23 protein-coding genes are annotated in these 26716 nt (G+C 64.0%); 17 read left to right on the top strand and 6 right to left on the bottom strand.

Annotated features, from left to right (window positions below):
* Window positions 1–7 precede the first annotated feature (7 nt).
* Window positions 8–880 carry a DUF5926 family protein gene (locus tag HMPREF3166_RS07105; RefSeq protein ID WP_274707189.1) on the top strand — a complete coding sequence of 291 codons (873 nt, stop codon included), beginning with the start codon at window positions 8–10 and terminating at the stop codon, window positions 878–880.
* 21 nt (window positions 881–901) lie between these two features.
* Here the strand turns inward: HMPREF3166_RS07105 and HMPREF3166_RS10335 are convergent, their stop codons facing one another.
* The 3 genes from HMPREF3166_RS10335 to HMPREF3166_RS07090 form a co-directional block, all read right to left on the bottom strand.
* A complete protein-coding gene (locus HMPREF3166_RS10335; protein ID WP_246816958.1) occupies window positions 902–2305 on the bottom strand; it encodes an LCP family protein in 1404 nt (467 codons plus the stop codon).
* An 81-nt stretch (window positions 2306–2386) separates the two neighbouring features.
* On the bottom strand, window positions 2387–3121 hold the full coding sequence (locus HMPREF3166_RS07095; protein ID WP_070488434.1) for a CPBP family intramembrane glutamic endopeptidase: 735 nt from the start codon (window positions 3119–3121) through the stop codon (window positions 2387–2389).
* Window positions 3111–4493, bottom strand: a complete 1383-nt coding sequence (locus tag HMPREF3166_RS07090) for an amidase family protein (protein ID WP_070488432.1) — start codon at window positions 4491–4493, stop codon at window positions 3111–3113. Before HMPREF3166_RS07090 ends, HMPREF3166_RS07095 begins: the two co-directional genes overlap by 11 nt.
* Window positions 4494–4589: 96 nt before the next feature.
* On the opposite strand from HMPREF3166_RS07090, the gene pheA reads away from it, so the two are divergent.
* Both pheA and HMPREF3166_RS07080 read left to right on the top strand, forming a co-directional pair.
* The gene (gene pheA / locus HMPREF3166_RS07085; protein WP_070488430.1) at window positions 4590–5594 is read left to right on the top strand and encodes a prephenate dehydratase; all 1005 of its coding nucleotides are present in this window, start codon (window positions 4590–4592) and stop codon (window positions 5592–5594) included.
* A 3-nt stretch (window positions 5595–5597) separates the two neighbouring features.
* Window positions 5598–6449, top strand: coding sequence for a histidine phosphatase family protein (locus HMPREF3166_RS07080; protein WP_070488428.1), 852 nt, complete (start codon window positions 5598–5600; stop codon window positions 6447–6449).
* Here the strand turns inward: HMPREF3166_RS07080 and HMPREF3166_RS07075 are convergent.
* Window positions 6446–6796, bottom strand: coding sequence for a metallopeptidase family protein (locus HMPREF3166_RS07075; protein ID WP_070488426.1), 351 nt, complete (start codon window positions 6794–6796; stop codon window positions 6446–6448). The genes HMPREF3166_RS07080 and HMPREF3166_RS07075 overlap by 4 nt on opposite strands.
* Before the next feature lie 13 nt (window positions 6797–6809).
* Window positions 6810–7925, bottom strand: a complete 1116-nt coding sequence (locus HMPREF3166_RS07070; protein WP_049049297.1) for a septum formation family protein — start codon at window positions 7923–7925, stop codon at window positions 6810–6812.
* A gap of 149 nt (window positions 7926–8074) precedes the next feature.
* Between HMPREF3166_RS07070 and serS the strand changes: the two genes are divergently transcribed.
* The 5 genes from serS (at window position 8075) to glf (ending at window position 12993) form a co-directional block, all read left to right on the top strand.
* Entirely contained in the window at window positions 8075–9349 is a 1275-nt protein-coding gene (gene serS, locus HMPREF3166_RS07065; RefSeq protein WP_070488424.1) for a serine--tRNA ligase, read from the top strand.
* A gap of 103 nt (window positions 9350–9452) precedes the next feature.
* Window positions 9453–10403, top strand: a complete 951-nt coding sequence (locus HMPREF3166_RS07060) for a lysophospholipid acyltransferase family protein (protein WP_070488422.1) — start codon at window positions 9453–9455, stop codon at window positions 10401–10403.
* A gap of 9 nt (window positions 10404–10412) precedes the next feature.
* Window positions 10413–11231, top strand: coding sequence for an HAD family hydrolase (locus HMPREF3166_RS07055; RefSeq protein WP_070488420.1), 819 nt, complete (start codon window positions 10413–10415; stop codon window positions 11229–11231).
* A 6-nt stretch (window positions 11232–11237) separates the two neighbouring features.
* Entirely contained in the window at window positions 11238–11699 is a 462-nt protein-coding gene (locus HMPREF3166_RS07050; protein ID WP_070488419.1) for a TIGR02611 family protein, read from the top strand.
* A gap of 76 nt (window positions 11700–11775) precedes the next feature.
* Window positions 11776–12993 (top strand): UDP-galactopyranose mutase, encoded by a 1218-nt coding sequence (gene glf / locus HMPREF3166_RS07045; protein WP_070488417.1) that lies wholly within the window; start codon window positions 11776–11778, stop codon window positions 12991–12993.
* A gap of 36 nt (window positions 12994–13029) precedes the next feature.
* Here glf and HMPREF3166_RS07040 read toward each other — a convergent pair whose 3' ends face one another.
* Complete coding sequence (locus tag HMPREF3166_RS07040; RefSeq protein ID WP_035005862.1) at window positions 13030–14211, bottom strand: AAA family ATPase; 1182 nt, start codon at window positions 14209–14211, stop codon at window positions 13030–13032.
* A 109-nt stretch (window positions 14212–14320) separates the two neighbouring features.
* Between HMPREF3166_RS07040 and HMPREF3166_RS07035 the strand changes: the two genes are divergently transcribed.
* The 9 genes from HMPREF3166_RS07035 (at window position 14321) to HMPREF3166_RS06995 (ending at window position 26672) form a co-directional block, all read left to right on the top strand.
* Window positions 14321–15259, top strand: a complete 939-nt coding sequence (locus tag HMPREF3166_RS07035; RefSeq protein ID WP_083293841.1) for an EamA family transporter — start codon at window positions 14321–14323, stop codon at window positions 15257–15259.
* Between the two features lie 113 nt (window positions 15260–15372).
* Window positions 15373–17436 carry a glycosyltransferase gene (locus HMPREF3166_RS07030; RefSeq protein WP_070488413.1) on the top strand — a complete coding sequence of 688 codons (2064 nt, stop codon included), beginning with the start codon at window positions 15373–15375 and terminating at the stop codon, window positions 17434–17436.
* 60 nt (window positions 17437–17496) lie between these two features.
* Window positions 17497–18099 (top strand): phosphatase PAP2 family protein, encoded by a 603-nt coding sequence (locus HMPREF3166_RS07025; RefSeq protein ID WP_051901726.1) that lies wholly within the window; start codon window positions 17497–17499, stop codon window positions 18097–18099.
* Entirely contained in the window at window positions 18096–19124 is a 1029-nt protein-coding gene (locus tag HMPREF3166_RS07020; RefSeq protein WP_035005858.1) for a decaprenyl-phosphate phosphoribosyltransferase, read from the top strand. Before HMPREF3166_RS07025 ends, HMPREF3166_RS07020 begins: the two co-directional genes overlap by 4 nt.
* A gap of 320 nt (window positions 19125–19444) precedes the next feature.
* A complete protein-coding gene (locus tag HMPREF3166_RS07015; protein ID WP_049049310.1) occupies window positions 19445–20458 on the top strand; it encodes an alpha/beta hydrolase in 1014 nt (337 codons plus the stop codon).
* Window positions 20459–20963: 505 nt separating this feature from the next.
* Window positions 20964–22925, top strand: coding sequence for an alpha/beta hydrolase-fold protein (locus tag HMPREF3166_RS07010; RefSeq protein WP_371327266.1), 1962 nt, complete (start codon window positions 20964–20966; stop codon window positions 22923–22925).
* 2 nt (window positions 22926–22927) lie between these two features.
* Window positions 22928–23515, top strand: coding sequence for a DUF732 domain-containing protein (locus HMPREF3166_RS07005; RefSeq protein WP_070488409.1), 588 nt, complete (start codon window positions 22928–22930; stop codon window positions 23513–23515).
* Between the two features lie 106 nt (window positions 23516–23621).
* A complete protein-coding gene (locus HMPREF3166_RS07000) occupies window positions 23622–24554 on the top strand; it encodes a cutinase family protein (protein ID WP_070488407.1) in 933 nt (310 codons plus the stop codon).
* 228 nt (window positions 24555–24782) lie between these two features.
* Window positions 24783–26672, top strand: a complete 1890-nt coding sequence (locus HMPREF3166_RS06995; protein WP_070488405.1) for a FadD32-like long-chain-fatty-acid--AMP ligase — start codon at window positions 24783–24785, stop codon at window positions 26670–26672.
* Window positions 26673–26716: the final 44 nt, after the last annotated feature.

The raw sequence follows: 26716 nt of genomic DNA, 5'->3' as shown, positions 1-26716 counted from the left end.
CGAGGGCATGAGCCGCCGCCAGGCGAAGCTCGCTGCCCGCGCCGCGGAACGCGCGAAGCTGCAGAAGGACCCGCGCCCCTTCGATGGTTTCGCCATGGAGGCCGACCTGATCGCCCTGCAGGAATTCGTCCCCTCGGCGCACTTCGTTGCCGACGTGAAGGACGCGGAGCACAAGATCTCCATCGTTACCGTCCTGCCGGGTGCGGTCGCAGCACTGCGCCGCTCGGAGGAAGACGGCGGCGAGGCCTTCGTCGCACTGCAGACCCAGCGCCGCGGTGACAACCCGAACCGTGACTTGGCATTCGCCCTGAACTGGGTAAAGCAGGCCGAGCCGGGCCAGTCCCTGGAGGTCGGCGTGGCCGACGGCACCGAGCCCGCCCTGGCGGACATCCTGAACAAGGACGCTGCCTCGGAGATCACCGTCGCCCAGGACTTCGCCTGGTGGCTGACCGAGGATAACCGCAACAACCCGCAGATCGCCGCTACCCTGCAGCGCGCCAACGAGTCCGTGCTGCCGTCTGAGCGCGTGGAGGCGGACATCAAGGGCGCCGCATGGTGGATTGATCCGTCCGACAAGGCGCACATCCGCTGGGTTCGCCAGGAGGGCGAGGAGGAGCTGCTGAACGCTCTGGCCCGCCTGCACGCCGCTGGTGAACTGCACCTGGGCGAGGGCTCCAAGTTCGCCGGAGTGTTCCGCACCCACGGCATCCTGGTTCCGGTGTGGGACCTGGACCGCAGCCGCGAGTCCGCTTCCTGGAAGGAGGGGCTGGAGGCTCTGGATCCGAAGATCGCAGAAGCCCTGGCCAAGGATGCTCCGCTGACTGCCGACGAGCAGAAGGCCAAGCAGACCATCCAGTCCCGCGAGGTAACCATCCGCTAGTAGCGGCTGGTTAGCAGCTGGTTAACGCAGCTCCGCGAACATCTCCTCTGCGCCGGCTTCGTCCCACAGTGCGACGTTGCCGGCGTAAGTGTTTTCGTAGCCAGCGATCGGCACGGTCTCCTGCTTCGCGCCGCCGGCCATTGCCAGGCCTAGCGAGGCGAGGTTCCACACGTGGTCGCCCTCGTTGACCTTCATGTTCGCGCTGAGGGCGTCCGCGACCTTCAAGTTCTTGAACGGATTCAGCAGGGTGCCGGGGGACTTGATCTTATTGGACAGCGCGGCCAGGAACTTGCGCTGGCGCTCCACGCGGTCCAGGTCTCCCTGCGCCGAGGCGTAGCGGGAGCGCACGTACCCCAGCGCGGTCGGCCCATCGAGTTCCTGGCAGCCGGCCTGCAGGTTGATGCCCGCCATCGGGTCATCCAGCGGCTCGTCCAGGCACATTTCCACGCCGCCGACTGCGTCGACAACATTGGCGAATCCGCCGAAGCCGATCTCTGCGTAGTGGTCCAGGTGGATGCCCGTCGCCTGTTCCACGGTCTGCTGCAGCAGTGCCGGGCCGCCGAGGGAAAACGCCTGGTTGAGCTTGTTCTGCCCGTAGCCCGGGATGTCCACCCAGCTATCGCGCGGCAGGGAGAGCATGGTCGCGTCTCCGCCAAAGCGGGGGATGTGCACCACCATGATCGTGTCTGTGCGCCCCACCGATTCATCCAGCTCCCCGGCCATCAGACGGTCGGCGTCCTCCTGGCTCAGCCCGGCACGGGAATCCGAGCCAACTAGCAGCCAGTTGGTTCCGGAGGTGTTCCCCAGGCGACCGTCGTAATCCTGTAGGGCGTCGATGCGCTGGAGCTTCGTATCGATCCACACGGCCGCGCCGATGCTGAACGCCAGCACGATGGCCAGCAGCAGACCTAGCGCCTTGAAGAAGCCGAAGCGCTTGCGCTTCCTCGGCCGCGGAGTAGCCCGCCCGCGGGGGCGCCGAGTGGGGCGCGGGGGCTCGCCCCTGCCAGCGCGGCCTCTGCCGGAACGCTCGGGGTAGCCGCCGAATTGCGGCTCGCCGAAAGGTTGCCCCTGTTGGGGCTGTTGGCCCGGATACTGACCCTGATATTGGCCCGGCTGCGGCTGGTAACCCCGGTTGGCATCGGGGTTGGCATCGCGTGGCGGGAGCGGCTCGGCACGGCGGTAGCGCGGTCCTTCGGGCTGATTCGGGATCTCGCGGCGCTGGGGCTCCTTGCGCCCGGTGGACTCGGTTGGTCCGTTGGGCTCGTTGTTGCTCGGAGGGATGACGCCCTTACGTACCGGCCGCCCGTAGCGATCCAGGATGGGCTTGCCGTGACGATCCCGGGCGATCTCCATACCCCCGGCACCGTCCGCGCCGCCGGAATTGTTGGCGGGGCGGCGGGGGCCGAAATTATCGCGAGAATTCATGGGGACAATAATAACGGGTTCCGGGGACATAGCTGGCGTCAATGCAGTGGTACAGCGGCGCTCGAAGGGCCCAACTGTGCACTAAAACAGCACAGCGTAGCCGACGAATGCGACGGTATCGATCAGCCCGTGGCCGATGACGAGGGGCCAGATCCGCCCGGTTCGCTTGAAGTACCAGAGGTAGATGACCCCCATAATGATGTTGCCCAGACCGGCGGAATACCCCTGGTAGAGGTGGTAGCTGCCCCGCAGCAGCGCGCTGGCGGCGAACACCCACGCCCAGCTGATGCGCAGCTGCCGCAGTCGCGTGCTGAGCCAGGCCACGACCACCAGTTCCTCGGCGAATCCATTGGCCCAGGAGTTCAGAATTAGCAACGGAATCCGCCACCAGGATTCGTCCAGGCCCGTGGGCACGACTTGTTTCGATAGCCCCAGGTGCACCGCGCCGAGATAAAACGCCAGCCCCGGTAGTCCGATGATCGCGGCCAGCCCCGCCCCGTGCAGCCAGTCGCGGCCCCGAAGCCGCCAGCTGCGTACCAGCGCCGGGGTGGGCAGGTGCCGTAGCAGCAGGAATATCGCTAACCCGCCCCAGGCGAAGAGCACACCACTGGACAGCAGCTGCAGAATCGGATCCAGCCAGGGCAGCACCGATTGTGCCTGGTTGAGGGTAGCTTTTTGCTCGTTGAGTGCCTCCGGGCTGACGGTTGCCTCCACTAGCCGGGCGATGGCGCGTAACCCAGAGGTGCCGAAGGTGATGCCCAGGACAAGCAGCAGTTCCCACCGCAGTGCCGTGCGGTCGCTGGTGCTAGTGCTCATGGCTGTTGTGGCTGTGGTTGTGGCTGTGGCTGTTGTCGGGCTTGGCGCGGAAATCCAGGGCCTCTATATCGCCCGGAACCGCAACGCTGAGGCTTTCGGCGGGCAGGCGCGAGGCGGCGTCCATAAGGAAAGCAGCGAGGGAAAGCAGCGTCGCGGCGTTCGTGCGATTGCCGACCGCACCCAGCATCAGGGCGATCGGCCAGCGGCCGGGCACGCGCTCGGGGGCGACGAGCGGCAGCGTGACGGCCGCCCATCCCGTCAGGTTCCACAGGGTGCCCCACGGGGTCCAGGCGGTCTGCGCCCAGAAGTTATCGGCGGGCGTGAGCTGCGAAAACGCCCCGGGAGGTGGCGGGGCGCAGGCGAGGGTCGGGGTCGCGATCACATCGAAGTGTGGCCACGCCCGTTGTGGGTCTAGCCCGACTATCTGTTCTTCTAACTGTTGACGCCGCCATTTCGGCACCTGGCGGCCTTCGTCGCGCAGCCAGGTAGTAATGGGCGATAGTGTGCCCGGCAGATCCGCGCAGCGGGCGGCGATGAGGTCGCGGAAGAGTTGAAAGGTGGCCGGGGGATAGGGTGCGGGCGCCTGGGTTACGGACTCGACGCGCGGATGCGTGGTGGCCAGAGCTGTGGCCGCGGCGGTGGCGGCGGCGATCTCCGGGGAGACAACGCTGCGAGTGTGGAAGGGCTGGTTGGTATAGCCGATGCGCAGAGGCTGTGGCGATTGGGCGGGCTCGAGGTGCAGCGTGTCCATATCCGGCTCGGGCAGGCCGTAAGCGCGGGCAGTGGTGGGCAGGTCGGAGGCGATAAAACCCTGAGCGACCGGTGTAAAAGAGCCGAACCGGTGGTTGTGGGCGGGCTTCAACGCGGCGAGCCCGCAGCAGGCCGCGGGGATGCGGATGGAACCGCCGCCGTCGGTGGCGTGGGCGATGTTCACCAATCCACGGGCGACAGCCGTGGCCGCCCCGCCGGAGGAACCGCCGACCATCATCGCGGAATTCAGCGGGTTGACGGGCTGGGACATACCGACGGGCTCGGTATAGGCGGTGGTGCCGTACTCCGCGGAGGAAGACGCGCCGACCAGCGTGGCCCCGCCCACCAGCAGGCGGTGGGCGGTCGTGTCGTGGTAGTTGGCCACGAAGCTGTGGTGGACCGACCCCATGGTTGTGACCTCGCCCGCCACCTGCTGCAGGTCTTTGATCAGCACCTCTTCGCCGCCGAGGGGGAGATCCGGGTGACTGCGCAGGAAGTCGTAGCTGTGGGGGTTGTCGTAGACGCGGGCCACGCCCAATTGTGCGTTGCTGAGCCCAGTATCGCGCCGGGCGCGGGCGAGGCGGGCGGCAAAAGTGCTGGGCTGGTCGGGCGTGCGGTTCATTGCTTCCCAAGGATATACCCGGGATATAGCCCGGGAAGCCTAGTCTCCGAGAATGGCAGGGAATCCCTGGTGGGGTTCTCCACTAGACTGCGTTGCATGAGTGGTTCCACAAATGATTCTTTTGGGCGCGTAGCGTTCCTCGGCCCCGAAGGGACCTTCACCGAAGAGGCGCTGAAGCAGTTTAAGCAGCTCGGCGCAGTGCCGGAGGGCGCCACCGAGATTCCCGTCGCCTCCCCACGGGTGGCGCTGGACATGGTGCGCGACGGCGAGGCCGACTTCGCCTGCGTGGCGTTGGAAAGCTCCGTGGACGGTCCGGTCTCGCAGACGGAAGATGCGCTGACCTACGGTAAGCCGCTGCAGATCTACCGCGAGGTGCTCGTACCGGTGGTGTTCTCTATCCTGGTGCGCCCCGGCACCAAGCTCGAGGACATCAAGACGCTGACCACCCACCCCGTCGCCGAGGCGCAGGTGCGCAACTGGGTGGCGGAGAACCTGCCTGACGTTTCCTTCGTCCCCGCCTCCAGTAACGGTGCGGCCGCGGCCGCAGTGAAGGCCGGCCAGGCGGATGCCGCCGCAGCACCGGCCCGTGCGGGGGAGATCCACCAGCTGGACGCCGTGGCCGAGGGGGTGGCCGATGTCGCCGGCGCCCAGACCCGCTTCATCCTGGTCGGCAACCCCGGCAAGCCCACCGAGCGCACCGGCAACGATCGCAGTGGCATGGTGCTCTGGCTGCCGAACGTGCCCTCCAGCCTGTTGGATGCGATCGCCGAGCTGTCCACCCGCCAGGTGGACATGGCGCGCATCGGCTCCCGCCCCCGCCGTACTGGGGAAAAGGGTGAGGGCGCGGCCAACGGTAATTACGTCTTCCACATCGGCATCGTCGGCCACATCGAGGACGCCGCCGTGGCCGAAGCCCTGGCTGGCCTGTACCGTCGCGCGGAGGACGTGCGCTTCCTGGGCAGCTGGCCCTCGGCGGAGGCTCTGCCGGTCGCGGAATCCACCAGCCATCCGCTGCATCGCCATGCGGGCAGTGCCCCGCCGAACTACGCTGAATCCAGTAGATGGATTGAGGAACTCAAGAGCGGCCAGAAGGGTAGCTAGGCAATGGCACAATCGACACGTCTTTTCCTGGTCAGGCATGGCCAGACGACCTCCAACGCCATCCACGCCCTGGATACAGCGCTACCCGGCGCCGACCTCACCGAGCTGGGCTGGGAGCAGGCCGCCGAGGCCGGCCACTGGCTCACCGAGCGCACCCAGCGCCTGAAGATCGCCTCCTCCTTTGCCGCCCGTGCGCAGCAAACGGCCGTGGGACTGGCCGGTGCCTTCGGCGGAGAGATCGTTCCTGCGGGCTTTTCCCGCGGGGGATCTTTAGATGACGCCACCGCCTCCGCCCGCGCGACGGATCACATCCACGCCGCGCTGCAGCGACTGCCGCGGGTCTCCGAGATTCCCGCCGGGCAGTACGAGATGAAGAACGACGAGGACTCTCACGAGGCCTACCACTCCATCCTGGGTGCCTGGATGCTCGGCCGAGTCGACAAGGTCGTGCCCGGCGGTCTGTCTGGCGCGGAGGTGCTGCGCGAATACCTGGCCACGCTGCTGGTCGCACTGGCCGACAACGAGGCGGCGAACCGGGAGGCAGTACAGAACGGCGCTGAGCCCACCGATGTTGCGCTAGTCAGCCACGGTGCCGTGATCCGCCTGGTCGCCCGCTTCCTGGGTGGGGTGGATCCGGAGTGGGCTTTCATGCACTACCTGGCCAACGGCAACGTCATTACCCTGCGCGTGCCAGACAACATTGCCGAGTTGGCAGACGTTGCGGTGGGCCGGCCTGGGGCGTCACAAAATAAAACAGAAACGAACAGGGTCGAGACAACGGCGGCGCGCTCCGGGGTGCTCGATAGCCTGGAGGGCTCTTTCGAAGTGCTGGGGTGGGGCGCGGCGACGCTCTAGCCCCAGCCGAGTTCGTGCAGGCGGTCGTCATAGATGCCGAAGTGGTGGCCGAGCTCGTGGATGACGGTGATGGCGACCTGTTCGACTAGCTCTTCCTCGTTGTCGCAGATGTCCTCGAGGGCGTAGCGGTAAATCGTGATCTTGTCGGGCAGGGCAGAGGTGTACTCGGAGGTGCGCTCGGTCAGCGCGATGCCCTCGTAGAGACCCAGGATGTCCGGGCTTTCGGGGTTGTAGTCCTCGGTGACGATGGCGACGTTGCTGACGTTATCCAACAGCTCGCGGGGGATGCGCCGAAGGCCGAGGTCAACGAGCTCTTCGAAGCGCTCGGGGGAAACTTCGATGGCCATGGGGAGTATCCACCTACGGCGCCGGGGCTGGGTTGGCGTTCGGGGCCTCTGCGGCCGGGGTGCCGCCCTCTGGTGCTGCATCGGCGCCGGGGTTGCCGGCGTTGTCGGGAGCGCCAGCATTGTCAGCATTTTCGGAGCCTGCATCCCGGCGCAGCGGGTTGCGCTTCGGCGGGGTCTTCGGCGGGTGGCCGTCGATGGTGAATTCGCTGCGCACATCGCCGACGAGGGTGGCGAATCCGCCGCCGGGGCGACCGAACGTCAAGGCGCAGTTCACGGTGCGCGACCCAGCATCCCAGGACTGGCGCTGCAGCGTGGTCCAGAACGGTGTGAGCGTGGAATTATACAGCGCATCGTCGCCGCCCAGGTAATCCTGCGCCGCCTTGGTGCAGACCTTGTTCAGGAACTCATTCTGCTTCTTCGTATCCGGCCAGGCGCCAGGGAACTCCTCGCCGAGGTTCACCACGGAGGTCACCTGCCAGGCGTGCTTCTCCTCGCACGGAACTTCGTTGGTTAGGTCGCCATCGGCACGTACGCAACGATCCTTTTCGAAGTAGCGCGACTGATCCTGCTTTGCCGCAAAACCGGTCGTCTCGGTGGTGCGGCCGGTGGCGTCCGGAACCATCACGCCGCACAGCATCGTGCGATCGCCGTCGTTCCACGCGGATTGCGGGGGCAGGATCGGAGAAATGGAGTAGCGCCCCTCCGGGTCGAGCTTGCCCTCGAGGTACTGCATCGTCGGTCCGGTGCATAGCTCGTTGGTCAATTCTTCTTGACGCTTCAAGTCCGGCTGCTTTGCGGATGGGCCAAACTCGCTGGTGGGGTACTGGCCGAGGTCTTCGCGGGAGCTGACCTCGAAGCGGTGGGGCTGTTCGCAATCGACGGTGGCGAAGTTGGAGTTCACTCCGTCTTGGCCGGGCTTCCAATTTACGCAGTCGCCGTTGCTGGCCTCGGTGAACGTGGTGTTGTTCACGTGCTGCCCCTGCTTTTCATCGGCCGGTACCAGCGGGGTGCTGCCTTCGGGGGCGACGAAGGCGAACGCAGCGGCGCTGACACCACCGCACAGGGCGGAGAACAATGCGATGGTGAGGCTGCGTGCTCTGCGGCGGGTTTTCGCTTCGCTGGTGGTCATGGGCTCGCTCTAAATCTGCTTCGGGTTTCGGCTGTATTCGTGTATTCGACAGTATTGGACTCTAATTGTGAGGCCAGTCTAGTAGGGGTTGTGCCATAGGGGGGAACTGGGCAGACAACTACGAGGGCGAACCGGCTAAGCTAAGCACCATGATTGATCTGAAGTTTCTGCGCGATAACCCCGATGTAGCCCGTGAATCCCAGCGCACTCGTGGGGAGGATCCGGCGCTGATCGACCAGCTGCTGGAGGCCGACACGCAGCGCCGCGAGGCCATCAGCGCCGCCGACGCGGCCCGTGCGGAACAGAAGGCATTCTCCAAGGAGATGGGGCAGAAGATGCGCTCCGCCTCCGACGAGGAGAAGCAGGCCCTGCGCGAGGAGGGCAAGCAGAAGGCCGAGGCAGTCAAGAAGCTGGAGGAGGCCCAGTCCAGCGCCGAGCAGGCCGTTTACGACCTGCAGATGCAGATCTCCAACATTGTGGAGGAAGGCGCGCCGGCCGGTGGCGAGGAGGACTTCGTCACCCTCGACGTGGTGGGCGAGCCGCCGCAGTTCGACTTTGAGCCGAAGGATCACCTCGAGTTGGGCGAATCCCTGGGGCTAATCGACATGAAGCGCGGTACGAAGGTTTCCGGTGCTCGCTTCTACTTCCTCACCGGCGACGGTGCGCTGCTGCAGCTGGGCATGCTGCAGCTGGCTGCCCAGAAGGCCGTGGAGCACGGCTTTCAGCTCATGATCCCGCCGGTGCTGGTGCGCCCCGAGGTTATGTCCGGCACCGGTTTCCTGGGGGCCCACGCCGATGAGATTTACCACCTGGAGGAAGACGACATGTACCTGGTCGGCACCTCCGAGGTCGCACTGGCCGGTTACCACTCCGAGGAGATCATCGACCTCTCTAACGGTCCGCTGCGCTACGCCGGCTGGTCCTCCTGCTTCCGTCGCGAGGCTGGTTCTTATGGCAAGGACACCCGTGGCATCATCCGCGTCCACCAGTTCGACAAGGTGGAGATGTTCGTTTACTGCAAGCCGGAGGAGGCCACGGAGCTGCACCAGGAGCTGCTGGCCATGGAGCGCGAAATGCTGGCGGCCATCGAGGTGCCCTACCGCGTGATCGACGTCGCCGGCGGCGACCTCGGCTCCTCGGCGGCCCGCAAGTTCGATACGGAGGCGTGGGTCCCGACTCAGCAGACCTACCGTGAGCTGACCAGTACCTCCAACTGCACCACCTTCCAGGGCCGCCGCCTGAAGACCCGCTACCGCGATGCCGACGGCAAGGCGCAGACCGCCGCAACCCTGAACGGCACGCTGGCGACAACCCGCTGGTTGGTGGCTATTTTGGAGAACCACCAGCAGGCCGACGGCTCCGTGGTTGTGCCGAAGGCGCTGCGTCCTTTCGTTGGTAAAGATATTCTGAAGCCCAGCAAATAGCTCAGCGAATCCGGCGCCTAAAGCGCCGACTCGGCCCAGCGTGCGACCCCGCGCGCTGGTTGAGCCACAGTTTCCAAGTACCCAGGAGAGGTAACCGCCACCCATGTCGTTGCTCGATAGCTTCAGCTTCCCCGATGGCTACCAGCCCAAGATCACCGGCCACAAGGAAGCCAAGGAATTCCCCTACGGCTTTCCGACGATCGGCATCGCCAAGCTGTGGTTCCGCTACATGCAGCACCTAGATTGCGCGGTCTACGGCGCGGAAAACATCCCCGCAGACGGTCCGGCCATGATCGCCGTTAACCACACTGGCTACTGGGACTTCACCTACGGCGGCGTCCCGGCGCACGTTCGCGGCGGCCGCGTGGTGCGCTTCATGGCGAAGAAGGAGATCTTCGACGTCAAGGGCGTGGGTGCGCTCATGGGTTCCTATCACCACATCCCGGTCGACCGTGCGGACGGCCAAGCCTCGGTGGATCAGGCCATCAAGCAGCTGAAGGCCGGCGACCTGGTGGGTATCTTCCCGGAGGCCACGATCTCTCGATCCTTCGAGATCAAGGAGTTCCGCCAGGGCGCCGCACGCATCGCCTACCAGGCTGGCGTGCCCCTGATCCCGCTGACCATTTGGGGTTCCCAGCGCGTGTGGACGAAAGGCCGCAAGCCGATTTGGCGGCCGAAGGAAACCCAGCTGGTGATTACCGTCGGCAAGCCGGTCGAGGTCACCGAGGATGCACAGGCCACCACCGAGCGACTACACCAGACCATGGTCGAGCAGATGGACCTGACCCGCCAGCGTTGGGAGGAGCGCTTCGGCCCCATGCCCAAGGGCGAATTCTGGGTTCCGGCCGCCCTCGGCGGAGTCGCTCCGACGCTGGAGGAAGCTACCGTCCAGGACCGTGCCGATGCCGTGGCTCGCAAGGAGAAGCGCGCCAAGGAGAAGGCCGAAGCCGAGCGTCGCGCCGCCGCCGAGGCTCGCGAACGCGAGCAGGCCACGGGCATCAACAAGATCCTGGTGCCGCTGCGCCAGCGCATCAACCGTCTGCGCAAAAAGTAGGCCCGAGCGATGCAGGATTCCCCGTTGCTGGTGGTCAGCGACGTTGACGGCACCCTGCTCAACAGTAGGGAGCGAGTCTCGGAGCGCATGCGCCGTGCGGTGAATTCGATGCTGCGCCAAGGCACCGTCTTCACCATCGCCACCGGCCGCCCGCCGCGCTGGCTGATGCCCGTCTTCGAGCAGCTGCCTGTCCGGCCCGTCTGTGCCTGCGCCAACGGCGCAATTATTTATGACGCCGACCGGGATCAGATCGTGCACGCCGCGACCCTCGAACCCGACCTCATCCAGGCTCTCATCGCACAACTCAGCGAGTCTGTCCCCGGAGTCGGCTTCGCCGTCGAGCGCGCGGGAACCAGCGCCTTCGACCGCGCCGACGAGCTATTTTCCGTCTCTCCCGGCTACGACCACGCATGGGATTCCACCGAGCATGCCGTCCAGTCCCTCGAAGAGCTCGCCGCCACGCCCGTGGTAAAGCTGCTGGTCCGGGACCCCAATCGAACCTCGGCCGAGCTCTTTGCCGCGGTGCGCCCTTTTATTGACGCCACCCAGGCGAAAGCCACCTACAGCTATGAAGGGGGCCTGGTGGAGGTCGCGGCGGCCGGGATCTCCAAGCGCTCCGCGCTGGAATGGATTGCCGCACAGATCGGCGTGGAGGCCGCACAGACCATTGCCTTCGGGGACATGCCCAATGACACGGAGATGCTTACCTGGGCGGGGCACGGCGTGGCGATGGGCAATGCCGAGGAATCGCTGAAGGAAATCGCCGACGAGGTCACCCAGACGAACGATGAGGACGGCGTGGCTACCGTCCTCGAACGGTGGTTTTAGGCAGTCATGTCCAAGCTGAGCGAAAACGTACGTCGGAAGGTAGCCCAGCTGCAGGTGCGCCACGAGGGGCTGAAGAAGCGCAGCTATGGATTCCTGGTCGGCCCGCTGACGCTGCTCATAGGGTGGCTGCTGGTGGTCGGCGGCATCCTCATTATCCCCACTCCCGGGCCAGGCTGGTTCATGCTGTTCTTCGGCATCGGCGTGCTCTCCTTCGAGATGGCCTGGCCCAACCGACTGCTGGATTGGGGACTACGGAAATACGACAGCTTCGAGGAGTATTGGAAGCGGCAGGGGGCGGCGACCAAGAGCTTCATCGGCGTGGGCTTCCTGGCGGGCTGCGCCGTGGTCTTCAGCGGCATCTTCTGGGTGATGTGGAACACCGGAATGCTCGGCTTCGCGGAAGCCTGGCTAGGGGAGTGGGTGGAGGAGCTGCCCGACTGGGCCGGGTTTAAAGAACCGCTTGCCTGAAATCGCTGCACCGGGCGGCACACCGAGGTGGCGTCATGACCAAAAAACAGTGAGTTAGCGCGGTAACCTGGCAAGCATGACTGAGCAGACACAGAGCGGACAGAACTACGACCTCATCGTTGTCGGCAGCGGCTTCTTCGGCCTCACCGTGGCCGAGCGCGCGGCAACCCAGGCCGGCAAGAATGTGCTGGTGGTGGAGAAGCGTTCCCACATCGGCGGCAACGCATACTCCGAGGCTGAGCCGGAGACGGGCATCGAGATCCACAAGTACGGTGCGCACCTGTTCCACACCTCCAACAAGCGCGTGTGGGATTACGTCAACCAGTTCACGGACTTCACCGACTACCAGCACCGCGTGTTTGCAATGCACAAGGGCACCGCCTACCAGTTCCCGATGGGTCTGGGACTGATCAACCAGTTCTTCGGCAAGTACTACAGCCCGGACGAGGCCCGCCAGCTGATTAAGGACCAGACCGACGGGCTGGACCCGGCAGAGGCCAAGAACCTCGAGGAAAAGGGCATCGCCCTGATCGGCCGCCCGCTATACGAGGCCTTCGTGCGCGACTACACCGCCAAGCAATGGCAGACCGACCCGAAGGAACTGCCGGCCTCTAATATCTCCCGCCTGCCGGTGCGCTACACCTTCAACAACCGCTACTTCAACGACACCTACGAGGGCCTGCCGGTGGAGGGCTACACCGCGTGGCTGGAGAACATGGCTGCCGACGAGAAGATCGAGGTACGCCTGGACACCGACTGGTTCGAGATCCGCGACGAGATCCGCGCGGCCAACCCGGACGCGCCGGTTGTCTACACCGGCCCGCTGGATCGCTACTTTGACTACGCCGAAGGCCACCTGGGCTGGCGCACCCTCGACTTCGAAACCGAGGTGCTGAACACCGGAGACTTCCAGGGCACTCCGGTGATGAACTACAACGATGCCGAGTTCCCGTACACCCGCATTCACGAGTTCCGTCACTTCCACCCGGAGCGGGGCGACAAGTACCCGAAGGACAAGACGGTCATCATGAAGGAGTTCTCCCGCTTCGCGGAGGAGGGCGACGAGCCGTACTACCCGATTAACACCCCGGAAGACCGCGAGAAGCTGGAGGCCTACCGCAAGCTGGCCGCGGCGGAGGCTGCGGAGAACAAGGTGCTGTTCGGCGGGCGTCTGGGCACCTACCAGTACCTGGACATGCACATGGCTATCGGAGCGGCGCTGTCGATGTACGACAACAAGCTGGCTCCGTACTTCGAGTCGGGCGAGCCGCTGGAGCAGGAGCGCGGGCACTAGGGCTGGGATCGGGGGGGCGGCGCTTTGGAGGCGTTCCTACTCCGGCCAGATGGAGAACTGTTCCATTGCATCGGTCGCGTGGTGGGAGCGTAAATACTCCCGCATATACGGCAGCTCGTAATCGACGAACCCGTGGCTCGTTGGGCGGATCATCTCTGCATCAATGAGGCGTTTGCGGTAGTTTCCCGCGTACTGCGCGTCTACGCCCATTCGAGTCGCGATGTCCGACATGCGAGAGGGGCCATCGTCGGTCGACATTGCGATGAGAAAAGTCCGGTCGACCTCAGACAGATCCGCAATCGAAGGCTCGTGCACGAGCTGTCCGAGTTTTCTCCGGGCGTCACCAATTCCGCGAGATACAGCTTTTTCGTCGATCGCGTCGCCGGTGTAGTTACGAAAAGCGTGTTGCCCAACTAGCTGAATCATGAAGGGGTAGCCACCGGTCGCCTTAGTTGCGTTGTCGAGTGCCTGCGGGGTCCAAGAGACCCCGACCTGCTCGGTGGTCTTATCAAGTGCAGTGTGTACTTCTTCAAACGGCACCATTCCGGTTTCAATTTTGTTCGCGCGACGCAAGAAGGTCACAGGGTTACGACCTTCGTCAGCGGCAAGAAGTGGTTTCACAGCACCAGGAATGCCAGCCATCGCAATCGCAATCTCCCGGTCTTCGCGGACGAGATGTTGAATGGTTGTCCCGAACTCAATGATCTCGTCCATGTGTGCGTAGTGCAGCTCGTCCAAGGTGATCAGCAGGCCGACTGGTTCTTGGTTGAGTCGGGCGTCAAGCTCAGCCTGTCGGTCGAAAAGCTCTTCGAGTACCGACCTCAACGTCGGTGTGGGCGAAAAGGAGGGAATAGCCTCGGTCTCGAAGCCGAGGTAAGAGAGATTGATGCCGGAGAGGCGACGCTTGGGTTCGTCGGAAAGATCCTGTAGGAGGTTGAAGGCGCGGTCGCGGATGCGGTCGTTGAAACCACGGGTCGTGGTTTCAGAGATGACGTGCCACGAATGGGTTTTCGCAACTGCTTCGAACTCATTTAGCAGAACAGTCTTGCCGATCCCCCTCGGGCCGGTGATGATGGAGATACGTTCATGACTTCCGGGGCCATCTTGGATGGCGGTGTCGAAGTCGCGGAGGTATTCATCGCGTCCTGCGAGAACTAGCGGCGTTTTTCCGACTGTTGCGGTGAAGGGGTTCTTGGGTCGAGCTGGAGTGGACGGCACCTTGCCTCCTTACTATCTCTTACTATCTTTACTATTTTTACTATCTTTACTATTTTGTCGCTAGATCGCGGTTCCTTCAGTCAGAGGAGGCTGCACTAATATTTCACGGGTGTCGCGTGAGAAAACCCAAACAAAGGCAACCCAGCAAGAGGCGTCGCCACGGCGAGGGAGCAAATTCCTCGCCCTGCCAGTGGCGCCGGTCCTCTTGGTTCTCGTCGGGTCCCTGGGTACCCAAGCTGCGGCGGTGCTGGTCACGGACATGCTTTCTACGGTCGGCGCGCCGGGCGTATCGGGACTGCGCATGACCGCTGCCGCCATCATCATGGTGGTTATCTTCCGCCCGAAGCTGTCCGGAATGACGCGCGCCCGCGCCCTCAACATCGTGGTCTACGGCATCGCCATAGGCATGATGAACATGATGGTTTACGCAGCCATCGCCCGCCTGCCCCAGGGTGTCGCCGTTACCATCGACTTCCTTGGCCCCTGCGTCGTGTCTTTTCTAGGACTGACCATGTGGCGCTCCCGCCTGTGGGCCATCGCCGCGTTCGTCGGGGTTGCACTGATCGCGCAGCCCTCCAATGACCTGGACATTGTCGGTATCGGATTCGGCGCGGTCGGCGCGATTTTCTTCGGCGCCTACACGCTGTTTGCCGCCCGTGTTGGCAAGACCGAGGGCGGTGGCATGCCCGATCTGGCGCTGTCAGTGGTTGTTGCCGCACTCGTGCTCGCGCCGTTCTCTGTCTCCGCGGTGCCGCATATTGACGCCACGATGTGGGGCATCATCGTCATCTCTGGCTTTATCGGCGCCGTTGTGCCCTATGTAGTGGATACGATTGCCGCTGGAATTGTCTCGGCCGCGGTCGTTGGCACGCTATTTGCCCTGGACCCGGTGATCGGCGCGATTCTGGGCTGGGCTTTTTCCGGCGATCAGCTCACTTGGTCCATGGTGGCAGGCATCGTTTTGATTGCGATGGCCGGTGCCGTTATTACGTGGCGTGGAGCCCAGGAATCTCGAGAGTTAGATTCGTTGTCTGAAGTAGAGGCCTAGCTAACTCGGGCTGAACTGGGGCTGTGTCGCACAAGCTCTTGTGACGGGCTTTCATGGATAATCGGATATATTCCAATGTCTTTAATGCCTACGCGGAGGTCTGTGTTCAGCAAATGAACGCTCAGCCAGTGAAAGCCAATACCAACGATGGGGTCGACGCCACCCGCCTAGCACGCATCCTGCTGCCGAAGCGTGGCGAACCGCGCAACGTGCGCTCCCTGTACTTTGTGGAGAACGAGGCCACCACCCCCGGCCGCGTCAACGCCGTCTCCCGCACCGAAGCGATCCTGCCCGCGGGCAGCGAGACCTCCTTCGAGACCTACTTCAATGCCTTCCCCGCCTCCTACTGGCGCCGTTGGTCCCAGCTGGACGAGGTCAAGCTGCGCATCGAAATCACTGGTGAGGCTCGCGTAGACCTGTACCGCTCCAAGTACGATGGCTCCCGCATCGGCATCGAGGGTGCCCAGATCGAAACTGACGAAAACGGCCACGGTGTCGCTGAGTTCACTGTCTCCCTGGCTCCTTTCGAGGACGGCGGCTGGATCTGGTTCGACCTGACCTGCGAGAAGGAAACCCGCCTGCACTCCGCGGGTTGGTACGCCACCGTCGAGGCCGGCGAGCAGACCTTCGAAGACGAGACGCTGCCGGCCGCTGAGCCGAGCGTCACCATCGGCATCCCGACGTTCAACCGTCCGGCCGACGCGGTTGCAGCACTTCACGCACTCGCTTCCGACCCCGAGGTCGACGGCCGTATCGAAGCCATCATCATGCCCGACCAGGGCGACAAGCACCCCGCCGACGAACCGGACTTCGACGAGGTTGCGGAGCACTTCGGCGACCGTTTGCGCATCGTGCAGCAGGGCAACCTGGGCGGATCCGGCGGCTACTCCCGCATCATGTACGAGGCCCTCCATGAGGAGCGTGGCACCAACAGCCCGTACATCCTGTACATGGACGACGACATCGCCATCGAGCCCGATAGCGTGCTGCGCGCCCTGGCGGCCGCCCGCTACGCGAAGTCCCCGATGCTGATCGGTGGCCAGATGCTGAACCTGCAGGAGCGCAGCCACCTGCACACCATGGGCGAGGTCATCGACCGGGGCTCCTTCATGTGGACCGCCGCGCCCCACACCCACTACGACCACGACTTTTACCAGCACCCGCTGCGTGACCTGGGTGATGGTGCGGCCCACAACGCGGCAGGCCAGCCGATCGCGCCGGTGGCCCGGGACGTGGTGAGCAAGGGCTACGGCACTCCGAATAGTTCGGAGAACTCCAAGGATCTGCACCGCCGCATCGACGTTGACTACAACGGCTGGTGGATGTGCATGATCCCGCGCGTTGTCGCGAAAACCATCGGTCAGCCCCTCCCGCTGTTCATCAAGTGGGACGACGGCGAGTTCGGTCTGCGCGCGAAGGATGCTGGCTTCCCGACGGCCTCCTGGCCGGGCATCGCGATCTGGCACATGGCCTGGTCCGATAAGGACGACGCCATCGACTGGCAGGCATACTTCCACCTGCGTAACCGCCTGATTGTTGCTGCGATCCAGCACGACGGCAGCCCGCGCGGCATCGTTGCCTCGATGGCGAAGGCAACCGCTAAGCACCTGCTGTGCCTGGAGTATTCCACCGTTGCCATCCAGAACGAGGCGATGAAGGACTTCCTGGCTGGTCCGGATCAGCTGTTCGACATCCTGGAGACTTCTCTGCCGCGCATCGCGAAGCTGCGCAAGAACTACTCCGACGCGGTCGTTATCCCGTCGGCCACCGACCTGCCCGCCGCGACGGGCGGACCGGCCGACCTCACGCGCATTCCGCTGAGCAAGAAGGCCAAGATTGTCACGCTTGCCAAGGGTCTGCTGAACAACGCCAAGCCTGCCGACGCCCGCCATCACCACGCCCCGCAGGTGAACCTCCCGCCCATCGAAGCCCGCTGGTTCAGCCTCTCCCGCGTGGACGGGGCGACCGTGACCACCGCCGATGGCAAGGGAGTGGTGTACCGCAAGCGCGACCGCGGCCAAATGCTCGCGTTGGCGCAGGAGTCCATGCGCCTGCAGAAGCAGGTCGCGGACCGCTTCGACGAGCTCCGCGATGCCTACCGGGCCGCTCACCCGTACCTGACCAGCCGGGAAGGCTGGGCGCAGATCTTCGAGCCCGAGCGCGCGGCTGAAAACTAACGCCCCATACTGAAACCGAGCCAGACCGAAGCTACTGAAGTTAAGGACAACGCAGAAACAATGAGCGCCACAAGCGTAAGCGGCGACCCGCTGGGCGAATCCGACCTGCTGGTCGCACTGCAGAAGCAGCTGACCGACAAGCCGGGAGTGCTGCCCACCGCCCGGGGCATGAGCCACTTCGGCGAGCATGCCCTCGGCTGGATGGGTTCCGCCGCCCTGGGCTACGGCCTGGCCGCCGCGCAAGGCAAGCCTGCCGACGGGCCGGAACGCCGCGGATGGCTGACCGTGGGCGTCAGCGCCTTCCTGGCGCACGCCGCCAGTGTGGTGCTCAAGCGCATCATCCGCCGCCCCCGCCCGCACGATCCGCGCATTAAGATCGGCGTCGGTACTCCCTCGAAGCTCAGCTTCCCGTCTTCGCACGCAACCAGCTCCACCGCCGCCCTCGTGGCCTTTGCCCAGTCGGCGAACAACCGCACCGGGGCGCTGCCCCTCGTGGGCATCCCGGCGATGGCGCTGTCGCGCATGGTGTTGGGCGTACACTATCCCTCTGACGTCGCCCTCGGAAGCTGCATCGGCGCTGCCACGGCCATCGCCGTGCGCAGGGTTGTCGATGGGGGACGTGGGGGCGTCACAAAGAAAAACAGTGAGGAGAAGAGTCAGTGAGCGAACAGCCTAGCAACGGCCGGCCGGAGCCGTTGATCGGCACGGAGCCGCACACGTCCGGGCTGGAAGATCCCAACCAGGCGACCAGCACCGCCACCGAAACGAAGAAGCTGCGCCCGCCGCGCAACCTGCCGGAGGCGATGATCAAGGCGCTGCGCCCGAAGCAGTGGGTCAAGAACGTGCTGGTCATCGCGGCTCCTGCGGCTGCTGGCGGGGAGCTGCTCTTCCACAGCCGCGTACTACTGGACGTGCTGATCGCATTCATTGCCTTCTGCCTGGCGGCCAGCTCGATCTACCTGATCAACGATGCCCGCGATGTGGAGGCCGACCGCGCGCACCCGACCAAGCGCTTCCGTCCGATCGCGGCGGGTGTGCTGCCGGTGGGGTTGGCGTACGCGATGTCGGTGGTGCTGATCATTGCGGCGATTGGTGGCTCGCTGTTGGCCTCGTCGGGTACGAACCTGGCGATTGTCGTGGCGGTGTATATCGCGCTGCAGCTGGGCTACTGCTTCGGCTGGAAGCACCAGCCGGTGATCGACATTGCGCTGGTGAGCTCCGGTTTCATGCTGCGTGCGATGGCCGGCGGTGTGGCTGCCTCTATCCTGCTTTCGCAGTGGTTCCTGCTGGTCGCGGCGTTCGGCTCGCTGTTCATGGCGGCAGGTAAGCGCTACGCGGAGCTGAAGCTTTCGCTGCGCTCGGGCGCGAAGATCCGTAAGTCCCTGGAGAGCTACACCCCGACCTACCTGCGCTTTGTTTGGACTCTGGCCGCCACCGCCGTGGTGCTGAGCTACGCACTGTGGGGCTTTGGCCTGGCGCAGACGGTCGAGTCTGGTGTGGCCGCCGTGTGGTACCAGGTCTCGATGGTGCCGTTTACCATCGCGATTCTGCGTTACGCCGCGGACGTTGACCGCGGTGAGGGCGGCGCGCCCGACGAGATCGCCCTCGAGGATCGTACCCTGCAGTTGCTGGCTCTGGCCTGGCTGTTCTGTGTGGCGATGGCGGTTTACATCGTGCCGCTGTTCTAGGTTTAACTCTCTGTTCTTTCTTTGTGACGCCGACTTCTCCTTTGCGGGGGAGTCGGCGTTCTGCACTTTCGGGGGGTGCGCTGGATTTCTAGCTTGCTAGTGATGGGGTTGCAGTGGCGTGAGTGGAGCGAGGGAGGCGTGTGATTAGGCGCCTCTAAGGATTCGCTGAGAAGGTTCTAGGGATGTAGCGTTTCGTGAAAGAGATTCGATCAATACTTTGAGTGCGATCGTAAAGATTTGGTAACGTACACGCATCCTGTGTTTCGAGATGAGCCTTCGGCGCATCTCTCGTCAGAACGTTTCAAGACATTTAGGACTACATGAACACGACTAAGAAGACCAAGGGTCTGGGCTCCAAGCTCACTGCGTTCCTGGTAGCTATTGCCACTGCGCTGGGTATGGCCGTTGTCACTGCACCCACCGCTGCTGCTGACAACCGTGGCCACCTGCGCCCGGGCTGCCACTGGAGCAAGCACAAGTACTACCTGCAGAACTGCTGGGTTTACTCCCCGGCGATGGGGCAGAAGATCCAGGTGCAGATCAAGCCCTCTTCCCGCGGCGGTAACGCTGGCGTCTACATGCTGGACGGTCTGCGTGCACGCCAGGACTGGAACGCCTGGGTTTGGTCGGGCAACGCTGTGAAGAAGTTCGTCAACGATGACGTGACCCTGGTTATGCCGGTCGGCGGGCAGGCTCAGTTCTACACGGACTGGATGGGCCCGTACGGCGGTAAGGGTGGCCCGAAGAAGCCGCGTTGGGAGACCTTCTTGACCCGCGAGCTGCCGGGCTACCTGCAGCGCAACTTCGGCGTGAGTCCGACCCGCAATTCCATCGTCGGTCTTTCCATGGGCGGTACTGCCGCAATGAACCTGGCCGCATGGCACCGCAACCAGTTCAAGCAGGCGACCTCCCTGTCTGGTTACCTGAACCCGACCTGGCCGGGTATGTATGCCGGAATCCAGTACGCGATGTCTGACGCTGACAAGGGTGCAAACCTCTGGGACATGTGGGGCAGCCCGGTCGATCCGCGCCGCTTCCGCAATGACCCGACCGTTCAGGCTGGCCGCTTCCGTGGCATGCCGCTGTACCTGGCCGCCTCCGGTGGCGTTCCTTCCCGCGGCGAGAAGTTCCTGGAGAATCCGAGGGGCGTCGCTGCTGGTATTGGTCTGGAGTGGATGGCGCGTACCTCCACCGCGAAGTTCGAGATGGCTGCCCGCGCAGCTGGCGCTCGACCGGTTGTGAGCTACCCAATTAACGGCCTGCACGCATGGCCGTACTGGGATGCGGAGCTGAGCAAGGCTCGCCCGCACATCCTGCGCGCGCTGGGTGCCTAAACTTAGGACGCTCTAGCGATTTCCTAAACTCTTAAAGCCACTGCCCTAGGTGCTGCCTGGGGCGGTGGCTTTTGCTTGCCTGGGGTTGGCGCTGCGCGTGAGGGGCTGGGGTGCGGGTGGCGCTGGTGGGGTATTGAGGCTTATTACGAACGGGGTGTAGGGGCGTCAATAAGAAAGAACATCAAGAATCACATAAGTAACACTGGCAACATGGTAGGCTAACCCTCAAGTAAAACTTTAAATGTTCCGCGTGTTGTCCATGTGAAAGCGCTTTTGCTTGCCATAATTGCTCACGTGCTAGAAGCGCACCTGCGATACAAGCGCGAAAAGCTTGAGAAGATCCAGGTCGCGATAGACGTAAACGTGAATAGTGAATGGCTTGACGAAGCGCCCGGTGGTGTTCGAAGCAGGAGGGGAACCTGCTTCGGCCGCAAGAACCGGCGCTTAGACACGCACTAGACAAAGCTACACATACAACCAAAGAGCAACAGAAAGAATGAAGACTATGCGCCTAGCAGCGAACCTCTCCCGTCGCACTCGCTCCGCCAGCAGCCTCCGCCGTAAGAGCGCGGCGATCCTGGCTCTGCCGCTTTCCGTTGCGCTGGCAATGCCAATGATGCCGGCCGCCACCGCGCAGAGCTCCCTCGGTGGCTCCATGGGCCCAGGCTCCGGCACCAGCTACCTGGACCCGGACAGCGTTCCGAAGCGCACCCCGCGCGAGGTTACCGAGCAGCACCTGGACGGCCTGCCGGAGGGCGTGAGCGTGGACCGCGTCGAGTGGATCACCGAGCGCTGGGCCAACGTCTTCATCAACTCCGCCGCCATGCCTGGCAAGCCCATCAAGGTGCAGATCCTGCTGGCCCGCGACTGGTACTCCCAGCCCGACCGCAAGTTCCCGACCGTATGGGCCCTGGACGGCCTGCGCGCCCGCGAGGATGAGTCCGGCTGGACCCTGTCCACCAACATCGCCAACCAGTACGCAGACCGCAACGTCAACGTGATTCTGCCCGTCGGCGGCGAGTCCTCCTTCTACACGGACTGGAACGAGCCGGAGAACGGCAAGCACTACAAGTGGGAGACCTTCCTGACCAAGGAGCTGCCGCCCGTCCTGCGCGAGGGCTGGCGCGCCAACGAGGATCGCGCGATCACCGGCCTGTCCATGGGTGGTACCGCCGCAATGAACCTGGCCGAGCGCTTCCCGGAGATGTGGAAGTTCGTCGGCTCCTTCTCCGGCTACCTGGACACGACCTCCTACGGCATGCCGGAAGCCATCGCCTACGCCACCAACGACGGCAACGGCTACGACGCCAAGAAGATGTGGGGCGAGTTCGGCTCCCAGGACTGGATCGACCACGACCCGAAGCTGGGCGTGGATGCGCTGAAGGACATGACCGTCTACGTCTCCGCAGGTAACGGCAACGCGGGCAAGTACGACAAGCCGGGCACCATTCCGGGCATGCCCTCCAACATGGCCGGCTTCGGCCTGGAGGCTATGTCCCGCATGACCACCGAGACCTTCGTCAAGTACGCGAAGAAGGCCGGCGTGAAGCCGATCACGGCCTTCCGCCCCTCCGGAACCCACGACTGGCCGTACTGGCAGTACGAGATGATCCAGGCATGGCCGCACATCGCGGACGCCCTGGGTGTCCCGGAAGCTGACCGCGGTGCGAAGTGCAAGATTGGCGGTGCCATCGCGGAGAACATGAAGAACGCCCCGGAGACCCTGGGCGCCTGCATCTCCAATGAGTACGACGCCAAGGACGGCGGCAAGGTTCAGGACTTCCGTGGCGGCCGCGCCTACTGGTCCCCGAAGACCGGCGCCCACTACGTGTGGGGTCGCATCGGCGCCCACTACGCCTCCATGAACGGTCCGGACTCCTGGCTGGGCTACCCGACCTCCGAGGAGAATGTCATCTCCAACGGTCGCGGCCGCTACACCACCTTCGAGAACGGCGCGATCTACTGGACCCACGAGACCGGCGCCCACGCTGTGCCGAAGGACTTCATGGATGAGTGGGGCAAGACCGGCTGGGAGAACGGCCCGCTGGGCTACCCGATCTCTGAGCTGGAGAAGGTCGGCGATAGCTACATGCAGAAGTACCAGAACGGCGTGATTGTCCGCGACAAGGACAATAAGACCCACTTCGTCCAGGGCAAGATCGCTGAGAAGTACCTGCAGCTGGGCGGCGTGACCTCCAAGCTGGGCAACCCGAAGGGCGGCGAGAAGGTCATCAAGGGCGGCCGCTTCTCCGAGTTCGAGCACGGCAACATCTACTGGTCCCCGTCCACCGGCGCACACGTGATCTACTACGGCAACGTGTTCGACGAGTGGGGTAAGCGCGGCTGGGAGCAGGGCAAGCTCGGCTACCCGACCAGCGACCACGAGGACATCCCGGCGGGCGGAACCCGGATCAAGTTCCAGCACGGCGAGATCCGCGAGGTCAACGGACGCGTTGAGGTGCTCTAACTGTGGGCGTCACAAAGAATAGGCAGTTTCGTGTGGCCGCCGGTGCCGCGTGCGCGGCGCTACTATCGCTGGCCACGCTGACGGCATGCGGCGGTGATGAGACGGTCGACAATTCGGCGGAGTCCACGACGGTGCCTTCGGTGACGGAGTCTGCGACCGAGAAGTCCGACGACAAGGACGGCAAGGACGGGGCCGACGACAAGGACGGCGAGTCTGGTTCTTCGGAAAGCAATGACGCCCCAGAATCCGCCGGCGACCGTGGTGGTGCCCCGGCAAGCGATGGGACTGTGGACGAGGTCGACGACATTCCATCCGGTGCGCAGCGCAGTGATCAGGACAAGGACTTCCTGAAGCGGCTGAAGGATAGTGGCATCGACCTGGCGAAGGCCAACGACGCCGCAGAGATCGGTGGCCTGGAAGATCAGCTCATCGCCGCTGGTCACGCCCACTGCACCGCCGAGGGCGGTGGACAGGCCGATGTGTACACCCCGTTGGCTGCGGGACAGCTGGAGGCCAACGGTGTGATCGACGGCGATCCGAAGAAGGCCGAGGACGCTATTCGCAAGGCCGCGAAATCCGCGTATTGTTAGTGGTCACTCGTTTCCCATAACCAGGTTGTCCGCCATAGGTGGCGAGGGCAGCCTGGTTTTGCTTTAGAAGCTCTAGAACCCCTAGAGGAAGGTCTAGAAAGAAGCTATGAAGAAAGTTTTGACCATCCTGGCAGTGCTGGTCCTGCTTGCGCTCATTGTGGTGGGTGTGGGCAATTGGCTGCTCACCGGCGACGATGTTGATGGCCCGGGGCCGGGCAAGCCGACCTCTCCACCTGCCCCGCAGGCGCAGAACCCGCCCGGATGCGTGGACGTGGAGGTGCTGGCCGCGCCGGGCACGTGGGAATCCAAGGCCGACGACGATCCGTTGGCGCCGCACGCCAACCCTCACTCGCTGATGCTGAACGTCACCCGCCCGCTGGCCGACGAGTTTTCCCCGGACAAGGTGAAGGTGTGGACCCTGCCGTACACCGCGCAGTTCCGCAACATGAACGCGAAGCACGAGATGAGCTATGACGACTCCCGCAACCAGGGCTTCGAGCGGATGAAGGAGGAGCTGCGGGCTACGCATGAGAAGTGCCCAGCAACGTCCTTCATCCTGACCGGCTTTAGCCAGGGCGCGGTGATTACCGGCGACCTGGCGGGAGAGATCGGCAATGGGCGCGGCCCCGTGCCCGCCGACCGGGTGCTGGGAGTATCGCTGATCGCTGACGGTAGGCAGGAGCTGGACAAGGGCAAGCTCGTTGGTGCGCAGGGCATCCGCGGCACCGGAGCGGAGATCGCGCTAAACCCGGTCAGTGGGCTGATTCAGACGATCGTGCCGGGCGCTACGATGCGCGGCCCGCGCCCGGATGGGTTCGGCGAACTGAACGATCGAGTGAATAACTACTGCGCCCCTGCGGATCTTATTTGTGACGCCCCAGCGGATCTGGGCAACGCTCTTGTGCGAGCCAAGGACCTGGTGGCCGCCAACGCTGTGCATGCGGAGTATGCGACAAACGGGAAGGTCGTGGAGGGCCAGACCGTTCCGGAGTACATCGTTGGATGGGCGCGGGATCTGATTAACGAGCGCGTGCAGTAGCTGCAGTCGCTTCGGCGGGCTCATATTGAGGTTATTGTGTGCCGTGTGCTCGAGCGATGGGGGCACACGGCACACGGGAATGCGAAATTGCCGGGTAACAGCAGAGCTCCCCGGTACGATGTGTTTCACAAGTGAAACTAAATGTTTATGGCGTTAGAGCTATGGCGTTAGAGCTATGTAGCTAACCCGATACTGTTTGAACCGAATGGATAAGTAGAGGAGACCCGCGTGGACATCACTGCAGCAATGGGCCAGTTTTACGATGAGCAGGGCGACATCAATGTTCCCGATCAGCTCACCCTTTCCGGCATGTGCGAAATGCTTTACACCATGGCGCAGATGGAGGGCACGGTAGATAACGTGCTGATCCGCCACTGGGACTTCAGCGAGTCCCGCGAGGGTACGGTGCACGAGATCACCCGCGCGCAGGTAAACACCCGCATCAAGGCCGTGTGCGTCCGCCTGCAGCAGGTCGCCAAGCCCGGCGACCGCGTGGCCATCCTGGCTAATAACTCCCCGGAGTACATGTACGCCTTCCTGGGCGCGATGTACGCCCGCATGGTGCCCGTTCCGCTGTATGACCCGAACGAGCCGGGCCACACCGGCCACCTGACCGCCGTGCTGGGCTCCTCCGAGCCGACGGTTGTGCTGACGAACAAGCGCTCCGCCACGGCCGTGCGCAAGCACTTCGCCTCTACTCCCACCACCGAGCGCCCCCGCGTGCTGACGGTGGACGCGCTGCCGGATGCGCTGGCCGACGACTGGCAGAACCCCATGGCCGCCATCATGGCGGACCCGTCGCTGGCGCCGAAGTCCAGCGAGGAGGCGTTCCTGCAGTACACCTCCGGCTCCACCCGCACCCCGGCGGGTGTGGTGCTCACCCACAAGTCGATCGTCACCAACGTGCTGCAGATTTTCAAGGCGGCGAACCTGCAGTCCCCACTGCGTCTGAGCACCTGGCTGCCACTGCACCACGACATGGGCGTGATCCTGTCCGCTTTTGTGATCATCCTGGGCCTGCCTTTTGACCTGATGTCCCCGCGTGACTTCATCCAGGACCCGACTCGCTGGATCCGTCAGCTGAACCGCCAGAGCGAAGACGAGAACGTCTACACCGTCGTGCCTAACTTCGCCCTGGAGCTGGCCGTGCGCTACGCCGACCCGGCGAAGGTCGCGGAGCTGGCTGAACTGGACCTATCTGCCGTCGACGGAATCATCAACGGTTCTGAGCCGGTGCACCACAGTTCGGTGCAGAAGTTCCTGGATACCTTCGAGCCCTACGGCTTCAAGAAGGAAGCCATGCGCCCGTCCTACGGCCTGGCCGAGGCCACGCTGATCGTCACCACCCCGCAGACTGATGAGCGTCCGCTGACGAAGTGGTTCAAGCGCGATGAGCTTTCCGACGGCACCACCGTGGAAGGCAGCGCGGACGACGCAGACAGCCTCTCTCTGGTCTCCCTGGGTCAGGTGTGCCTCCCACAGACCCTCGCAATTGTCGACCCGGAGACCGGCAAGGAACTGACCGATGGCAACGTCGGCGAGATCTGGGTCCACGGCGACAACATGGCCGCGGGCTACCTGAACCGCCCGGAGGAGACCCAGGAAACGTTCCGCAACTCCCTGCCGGCTGCCAACCGCCTGGATTCCGACAGCCGCGCGGGTGACGCGCCGGAGGACAATTGGATGCGCACCGGCGACCTGGCCGTCATCGTGGATGGCCACCTGTTCATTACCGGCCGCCTGAAAGACCTCATCATCGTCGCTGGTCGTAACCACTACCCGCAGGACATCGAGGCCACCGCCGACGAGGCTACTAAGCAGACCGCCCCGGCCGTCATCGCAGCCTTCGCTGTGGAGGCCGGTGGTTCCGCAAACGGTGCCGCTGATGGTGAGTCCGTCGAGGGGCTCATCATTGTTGCCGAGCGCGACCCGGACGCCAGCGAGGACGGAGACGCGGAGGCCATCGAGGCCATGCGCGCGGCCGTCACCGCCACCCATGGTGTGCAGCCTTCCGATGTGCGCATCATCGCGCCGGGCACTCTGCCGCGTTCCTCCGCCAACAAGATCGCCCGCCGCGTGGCTGCGAAGGCGTATCTGGAGGGCACGCTGGGCGCTTAATCCATAAAGCGACCTCGGCGCGTTAAAATATAGCGCTACGGTGA

It is taken from the genome of Corynebacterium sp. HMSC08A12, from assembly GCF_001807485.1.
GTDB classification, from domain to species: Bacteria; Actinomycetota; Actinomycetes; order Mycobacteriales; family Mycobacteriaceae; genus Corynebacterium; species Corynebacterium evansiae.
Note: the sequence above shows the minus strand (reverse complement) of the source record. Positions and strands in the feature narration are given on the sequence as shown.

Coding starts and splice junctions, on each gene's coding strand:
- HMPREF3166_RS07105 (WP_274707189.1), top strand. CDS start 8: ATGAGCCGCCGCCAGGCGAAGCTCGCTGCCCGCGCCGCGGAACGCGCG.
- HMPREF3166_RS10335 (WP_246816958.1), bottom strand. CDS start 2,305: ATGAATTCTCGCGATAATTTCGGCCCCCGCCGCCCCGCCAACAATTCC.
- HMPREF3166_RS07095 (WP_070488434.1), bottom strand. CDS start 3,121: ATGAGCACTAGCACCAGCGACCGCACGGCACTGCGGTGGGAACTGCTG.
- HMPREF3166_RS07090 (WP_070488432.1), bottom strand. CDS start 4,493: ATGAACCGCACGCCCGACCAGCCCAGCACTTTTGCCGCCCGCCTCGCC.
- pheA (WP_070488430.1), top strand. CDS start 4,590: ATGAGTGGTTCCACAAATGATTCTTTTGGGCGCGTAGCGTTCCTCGGC.
- HMPREF3166_RS07080 (WP_070488428.1), top strand. CDS start 5,598: ATGGCACAATCGACACGTCTTTTCCTGGTCAGGCATGGCCAGACGACC.
- HMPREF3166_RS07075 (WP_070488426.1), bottom strand. CDS start 6,796: ATGGCCATCGAAGTTTCCCCCGAGCGCTTCGAAGAGCTCGTTGACCTC.
- HMPREF3166_RS07070 (WP_049049297.1), bottom strand. CDS start 7,925: ATGACCACCAGCGAAGCGAAAACCCGCCGCAGAGCACGCAGCCTCACC.
- serS (WP_070488424.1), top strand. CDS start 8,075: ATGATTGATCTGAAGTTTCTGCGCGATAACCCCGATGTAGCCCGTGAA.
- HMPREF3166_RS07060 (WP_070488422.1), top strand. CDS start 9,453: ATGTCGTTGCTCGATAGCTTCAGCTTCCCCGATGGCTACCAGCCCAAG.
- HMPREF3166_RS07055 (WP_070488420.1), top strand. CDS start 10,413: ATGCAGGATTCCCCGTTGCTGGTGGTCAGCGACGTTGACGGCACCCTG.
- HMPREF3166_RS07050 (WP_070488419.1), top strand. CDS start 11,238: ATGTCCAAGCTGAGCGAAAACGTACGTCGGAAGGTAGCCCAGCTGCAG.
- glf (WP_070488417.1), top strand. CDS start 11,776: ATGACTGAGCAGACACAGAGCGGACAGAACTACGACCTCATCGTTGTC.
- HMPREF3166_RS07030 (WP_070488413.1), top strand. CDS start 15,373: ATGAACGCTCAGCCAGTGAAAGCCAATACCAACGATGGGGTCGACGCC.
- HMPREF3166_RS07025 (WP_051901726.1), top strand. CDS start 17,497: ATGAGCGCCACAAGCGTAAGCGGCGACCCGCTGGGCGAATCCGACCTG.
- HMPREF3166_RS07015 (WP_049049310.1), top strand. CDS start 19,445: ATGAACACGACTAAGAAGACCAAGGGTCTGGGCTCCAAGCTCACTGCG.
- HMPREF3166_RS07010 (WP_371327266.1), top strand. CDS start 20,964: ATGCGCCTAGCAGCGAACCTCTCCCGTCGCACTCGCTCCGCCAGCAGC.
- HMPREF3166_RS07000 (WP_070488407.1), top strand. CDS start 23,622: ATGAAGAAAGTTTTGACCATCCTGGCAGTGCTGGTCCTGCTTGCGCTC.